We start from the raw sequence: 5,627 nt of genomic DNA on the forward strand, positions 1-5,627 counted from the left end.
TAGATTTGGCTGCTGCTGATGTTGCTCCTGTTGCTTTAACTGCTCCTGCAATCAACGGTTAATAACTAGAGTCTAGTTAAATAAAAAACGCTCTCCGCAAGGAGGGCGTTTTTATTATGAAAAATAAATTATTGTTAATCAGAGTTTGAATTATAATATTTGTGCTAGAAAAATAAAACGCAGTAAATACAGCAAATAAAGATAATAAAAGATAATATATGAGTCAAATAAAAGTTAAAAATTTCGGACCAATTAAGTCGGGTTTTGCAGAAAATAATGGATTTATAGATATTCGCAAAATTACTGTTTTTATCGGTAATCAAGGAACAGGAAAAAGTAGCATTGCTAAGTTAATATCAACATTAAGTTGGTTAGAAAAACAGTTGTATCGTAGAAATTTAGAAATAAAATATGTAACAAACTATAATAGGTTTGTTAGAACATATTGTAATTATCATAACTTGAAGAATTATTTCTTGCCAGAAACTGAAATTAAATATGTAGGAAATGCTTTTTATTTTTCTTTTGAAGATGGAAAATTCAACATTGATCCTATGACACCATCATTGTTCAATATTATGTGTATTGGTAATAATATTCACAAAGGATATAAAGAATATATTGTACCTAAAATTATGTATGTACCAGCAGAAAGAAACTTTTTTAGTGTTGTGAAGGAAGCTGAAAAAGTAAAAGGATTACCTCAATCATTATCTACTTTTTTTGAGGAATTAGAGCGTTCACAACAGGAATTATCAGAAAGTTTGACTTTACCAGTGGGTGATATAAAGTTGGAATTTGATCAAAAAAATAATACTTTAAATATTATAGGAAGTGATTATAAATTAAATATTTCCGAATCTTCAAGTGGGTTTCAGTCTTTTATTCCTTTGTTTTTAGTTTCTAGAAATATTGCGTTATCTATTGGTCAAAATAAAGATTCTTCCCAAAATGAACTTAGTGGAGAAGAACAACAAAGATTAAAAATAGAAATTGAAAGAATTCTATCCAATGATAATCTTTCTGAAGAACTTAAAAAGGCTGCTTTGGAAGTATTATCTTCTAAATACAAAAATGAATGTTTTTTAAATATTGTTGAAGAAATAGAACAAAATCTGTTTCCCAAATCGCAAAAAGACGTTTTATATAAATTATTAGAATTTGCTAACCTTACAGAAGGTAATACACTAATTCTTACTACCCACAGTCCTTATATTATTAATTATCTGACATTAGCAATCAAAGGATATCAGGTTTTACAGAAAATTCTAGATTTACCAAACAGCAATTTACTAAAAGAACAACTAGAAAATATTGTTCCTCAAGTATCTTGTGTATCTGATGAAGATTCAGTTGTATATGAATTAACAGAGACAGGGGAAATTATCAAACTTTCTACTTATGAAGGATTACCTACTGATGAAAATTATCTCAATTCTTTCTTAGCAGAGACTAATAACCTTTTTGATAATTTACTGGAAATTGAGGAACAAATATGAGTATAAATTTTTTTAAATCTACTTGTCAAAGTCAGACAAATCAGTATAAATTTGGACTTTGTGATGATCCTAACGAAGATAAAGATCCTAATTATTCAGAATACTATAAAAGTTTCCTAAATTAAAATACAACTTTATAAACTAAATTTATGTATCAATACCAAGATTTTATCATTCGTAATTGGCAAGAAAGCGATCGCACCTTAGCCTCCCAAGTCATTAGTTCTGTATTATCAGAATATGGTTTACCTTGGCAACCGGAAGCAGCAGATAAAGATGTATTAAATATTCAAGAATATTATTTAAAAACAGGTGGGGAATTTTGGGTAATTGAACAGGAATATCAAATTGTCGGGACTGCTGCCTATTATCCCATAAATCGCGGCGAAAAAGCGGTAGAAATTAGAAAAATGTATCTTTTACCAAAAGTGCGGGGTTTAGGATTAGGAAAGTTTTTATTACAACAATTGGAAACGGTGATATCGGCTCGTGGGTTTGAGCAAATTTGGATTGAAACTGCTAGTATTTTAACGGCAGCTGTTAAACTTTATGAAAGTAATGGTTATTTACCAACAACAGGAGTAGAAACTACCAGATGTGATCTAGTTTATGTAAAGTATCTATGATGAACATATTCCAAAATTTACTAAATCTTTTTCTCAAGTCTGATTGTCCTCTGTGTCAACGTCCTACACCCAGGGAACTTTGTCCATATTGTACCAGACAAGTTCAAAGTTGTCATCAACAAAATCCCGCTTATTTATGGAAACAACCATTACCAATATTTGTTTGGGGAAATTATGGTGGTGGTGTCAAAAGAGCGATCGCTGCCTTAAAATATAAAAATCAGCCCCAAATTGGTTATCTTTTGGGACAATGGTTAGGAGAATCATGGTTATTAAATTCACCACAACCCCAAAAACAGCTTTTAGTTGTTCCTATTCCTATGCACCCGAAAAAACAAAAACAAAGAGGTTTTAATCAAGCTGCATTAATAGCTGAAGGTTTTTGTCATGTCACAGGATACAAATTGAAAGTCAATGGTTTAGAACGCATTAAGGAAACTGAAGCACAATTTAGCTTATCCGCAGTTCAAAGACAAGAAAACTTAGCAAATGCTTTTGTCATTGGTAAAGATTTGCGTCGTCCTCCCAATATACCAATATTATTAGTGGATGATATTTATACTACTGGTGCTACTGTGAAAGCTGCTGTGAAAACACTGGAAATACATCAAATTAAAGTTTTAGGTGTAGCTGCTGTGGCCACAACAAACAAAGAAAAAAAATAAAGCTATATTAGATTAGTTACCCTGTATTTATGGGGAAAGTATTTTAATTTATGAAAATTAATTTATGAAAAAGAATTTTGTAGTTGGTTTTAGACAAATTTTAATTATTCCTATCACATTACTAATAATAGGGATTGGGAGTAAAACAGTTTCCGCACAAAATACACAAAATAAATTATATAGTCCCATTCCTTTAACTGATTTTACAGAAATTTCTGATACTTTGTCAAACAAAGATATTCCCACAGGACAGGGAGGATTTGCTCGTGATTATGCGGTCAAATTAAACAAAGGTGATAATTTAGCGGTTGATTTATCATCGGAAAATTTCGACACTATTATTACACTATTAGCTCCCAATGGTACGACGGTTTTAGAAAATGATGATGGTCCTGAGGGTACGAGTAACTCTGTGTTATTTACCCGCATTACAGAAACGGGGACTTATATTGTCCGAGTTCGTTCTTTTGGGGAAACTGGGGTAGGGAAGTTTAAACTCAAAGTGACAAAACTGCAACTTGTGAAGTAGGATTTTCTGCATAAACTATCTATTAATTGATGTTAATCTCGCCATATTTATGGTATTTCAGCAAGTTGGATTTTTCGATCTTTATAAATTCCCTGATTAACCTATAGAAATTGGGTGATCATCATTACCATCAATTGTACTACAAGAAATCGCTTGTGATTACCGTCACCTAATAAATTAAACTTGAAAAACAGGATATCACTGCAATTATTATATTTTAAGCAAAGCCGTAATTAGTGTAAGGGCATTTATAGGGAGGATGCAAACCTAGAATAATATCTGAAGCGGGAACTCCTTTATCAACTAATTCTTGACCGATATCAGTTTCTGTCATATTATGCCGTTGTGTAGAGTCCATATATATCTAAAGCGTTTCAGAACCATTGTTTTGAATTATTGCTCTGAAACGCTTAGTGATCTTCAATTTATCCCTCTGTCTTTATTTTCGTGGTTTATAATGATAAAGGGCTTGACCACCACTAACATCTTGCTCACTTAAGTTGCAGGTAATGTTCAAAGTGCCGTTGAAATCATCAAAGTCTGCGGTACAATTTTCAAATCTACCTGTAAATCCTGGATCTTTTAACCCACCTCGTAAATCAACACGAATTGCTCCCTTTCCCTTCTTAATAGTATTAGTGGTAGGAACATCAATACCACCGCTTATGATCGCAGAATCTGCGGAAGTTAGTTCAGTGAACAGTTGTTGATTATGATCAGCAGAAGTAATTTTATCCTTTATTAACATGGTTTTAGGCTCCGGTTCAAACTCAGTATTTATGATATCTATAATTAAGTAACTCTTCACACTTCCCCTCTATCTTCAACTATCAATTAAAGTAAGGGGTTCAATAGTTTTACAGTGAAATAATTACATAATTAAGCCTCATAATTAATATTAGAACCCACATTCCAGCTAAAATTATCTTTCATAAGAGCTATATTTCAGCTTTCAGAATAGCTCTTATGAAAGATATTGGCAAAATAAATGTCATGAATCTGTATTAATCAACAGCAATAAATCCCACATTCCGCACCCACAACTGTCACACCCCAAGGAAAGGGATGTATTTAGTACATAAGAACTAATTAATAATTTACTAGGGTCAGAACCAGAAGAAAAAGTCAGTGCGGGTCAGGTAGTAAAGGCGATGATTTTGAACGGCTTAAGCATGATGTCACAGCCTTTATATATGTTCCCAAAATTCTTTGAATTAATCGCTTGTGAACACTTAATTGGTGCAGGAGCAAAACCAGAATATTTCAATGATGATAAGTTGGGGAGAGTATTAGATAAATTATTTATAAAAGGACTAGATACAGTATTTTTAGCAGTCAGTTTAAATACGGTAGAAATATATCAGATATCACTTTTATCATCACACTTGGATTCAACATCATTTCATGTAGATGGAGAATATGAATATAATTTACCAGAAGTAATCTTCAAAAATCAAAAAGAATTAAGTGCAGGAAGGTTTATAATTGCTACAAATTTTTTGTCAGATAAAGAACTAAGCAACGAGAAAATGCTGTCTGAATATAAAGCGCAGCAATCATGTGAAAGAGGATTTAGTTTTCTCAAAAATCCTTTATTTTTAGCAGATCTTATTTTTCTCAAAAGCCCATAAAGAATAGAAGCCTTGGCAATGATAATGGGGTTATGTTTGCTAGTTTATACTTTAGCACAAAGAGAAATTAGAGCCGCTTTAAAATCCTTAAACTATACTGTAAAAAATCAACTGGGAAAAGCCATAAACAATCCAACCATGCGGTGGATATTTCAATGTTTTTAATCAGTTCATCTTGTTACTTTTCAAGAAAAAAGAGAATTTTATAATTTAACATCAGAAATGAAGTACATTCTCCTATTCCTCCCAGAAAATTGCCGTAATTACTACAGATATATAAGTTGATTTATCAATATTATCAATATTTTAATTAGACCATTTGGTTCATTAATAAAATTAATGTTCTGAAATTTTCATGGCGTTTTTAACTTTATTTTTAGATAAACATAAGTTACAATTATGTATTGATATTATCAGCATATAATTATAGGAATAATATTTGATTTTTGATAGCTTGCGTGGCGTAGCCATACAACCCACATTCCGCACCCTGAACTGTCACAGATCAAAAAAGCAGAGATAGTAGTACATAATAACTAACGATCAATTAAAGAGAAATAAGCTTAATGAGAATACATATCATTAAAAGGGGGGTGGTGTGAGAAAGTAAAGTTTCCTAAGGAGTCCGAATTCAAGATGATTAAAAAATTTATTATTCAGAAAGCAAGAAATGAGAG

The 5,627-nt window shown here is 31.6% G+C and carries 6 protein-coding genes and 1 pseudogene; 5 read left to right on the forward strand and 2 right to left on the reverse strand.

Annotated features, from left to right (window positions below; all coding sequences use genetic code 11):
• The first annotated feature begins 218 nt into the window (after positions 1-218).
• The 4 genes from H6F39_RS19965 to H6F39_RS19980 all read left to right on the forward strand — a co-directional run bounded on the left by H6F39_RS19965 (position 219) and on the right by H6F39_RS19980 (position 3,319).
• Positions 219-1,499: an ATP-binding protein gene (locus H6F39_RS19965; RefSeq protein WP_190397288.1), complete on the forward strand. Its 1,281-nt coding sequence runs from the start codon at positions 219-221 to the stop codon at positions 1,497-1,499.
• Positions 1,500-1,648: 149 nt separating this feature from the next.
• Positions 1,649-2,125: a GNAT family N-acetyltransferase gene (locus tag H6F39_RS19970; RefSeq protein WP_190397289.1), complete on the forward strand. Its 477-nt coding sequence runs from the start codon at positions 1,649-1,651 to the stop codon at positions 2,123-2,125.
• Complete coding sequence (locus H6F39_RS19975) at positions 2,122-2,790, forward strand: ComF family protein (protein ID WP_190397290.1); 669 nt, start codon at positions 2,122-2,124, stop codon at positions 2,788-2,790. Before H6F39_RS19970 ends, H6F39_RS19975 begins: the two co-directional genes overlap by 4 nt.
• A 64-nt stretch (positions 2,791-2,854) precedes the next feature.
• Positions 2,855-3,319, forward strand: coding sequence for a PPC domain-containing protein (locus H6F39_RS19980; RefSeq protein WP_190397291.1), 465 nt, complete (start codon positions 2,855-2,857; stop codon positions 3,317-3,319).
• 217 nt (positions 3,320-3,536) lie between these two features.
• Here the strand turns inward: H6F39_RS19980 and H6F39_RS19985 are convergent.
• Positions 3,537-3,650, reverse strand: a pseudogene (locus H6F39_RS19985) (element excision factor XisI family protein); the annotation flags it as partial.
• Between the two features lie 108 nt (positions 3,651-3,758).
• Positions 3,759-4,067 (reverse strand): hypothetical protein, encoded by a 309-nt coding sequence (locus tag H6F39_RS19990; RefSeq protein WP_190397292.1) that lies wholly within the window; start codon positions 4,065-4,067, stop codon positions 3,759-3,761.
• Between the two features lie 340 nt (positions 4,068-4,407).
• Between H6F39_RS19990 and H6F39_RS20920 the strand changes: the two genes are divergently transcribed.
• Positions 4,408-4,950, forward strand: coding sequence for a DUF4277 domain-containing protein (locus H6F39_RS20920; protein WP_370539414.1), 543 nt, complete (start codon positions 4,408-4,410; stop codon positions 4,948-4,950).
• Positions 4,951-5,627 lie beyond the last annotated feature (677 nt).

This window comes from Dolichospermum sp. FACHB-1250 (assembly GCF_014696335.1).
In the GTDB taxonomy this organism is placed as follows: domain Bacteria; phylum Cyanobacteriota; class Cyanobacteriia; order Cyanobacteriales; family Nostocaceae; genus Dolichospermum; species Dolichospermum planctonicum.

Excerpts from the sequence above, each read along its gene's own strand:
- H6F39_RS19965 (WP_190397288.1), top strand. The coding sequence starts at position 219 with ATGAGTCAAATAAAAGTTAAAAATTTCGGACCAATTAAGTCGGGTTTT.
- H6F39_RS19970 (WP_190397289.1), top strand. The coding sequence starts at position 1,649 with ATGTATCAATACCAAGATTTTATCATTCGTAATTGGCAAGAAAGCGAT.
- H6F39_RS19975 (WP_190397290.1), top strand. The coding sequence starts at position 2,122 with ATGATGAACATATTCCAAAATTTACTAAATCTTTTTCTCAAGTCTGAT.
- H6F39_RS19980 (WP_190397291.1), top strand. The coding sequence starts at position 2,855 with ATGAAAAAGAATTTTGTAGTTGGTTTTAGACAAATTTTAATTATTCCT.
- H6F39_RS19990 (WP_190397292.1), bottom strand. The coding sequence starts at position 4,067 with ATGTTAATAAAGGATAAAATTACTTCTGCTGATCATAATCAACAACTG.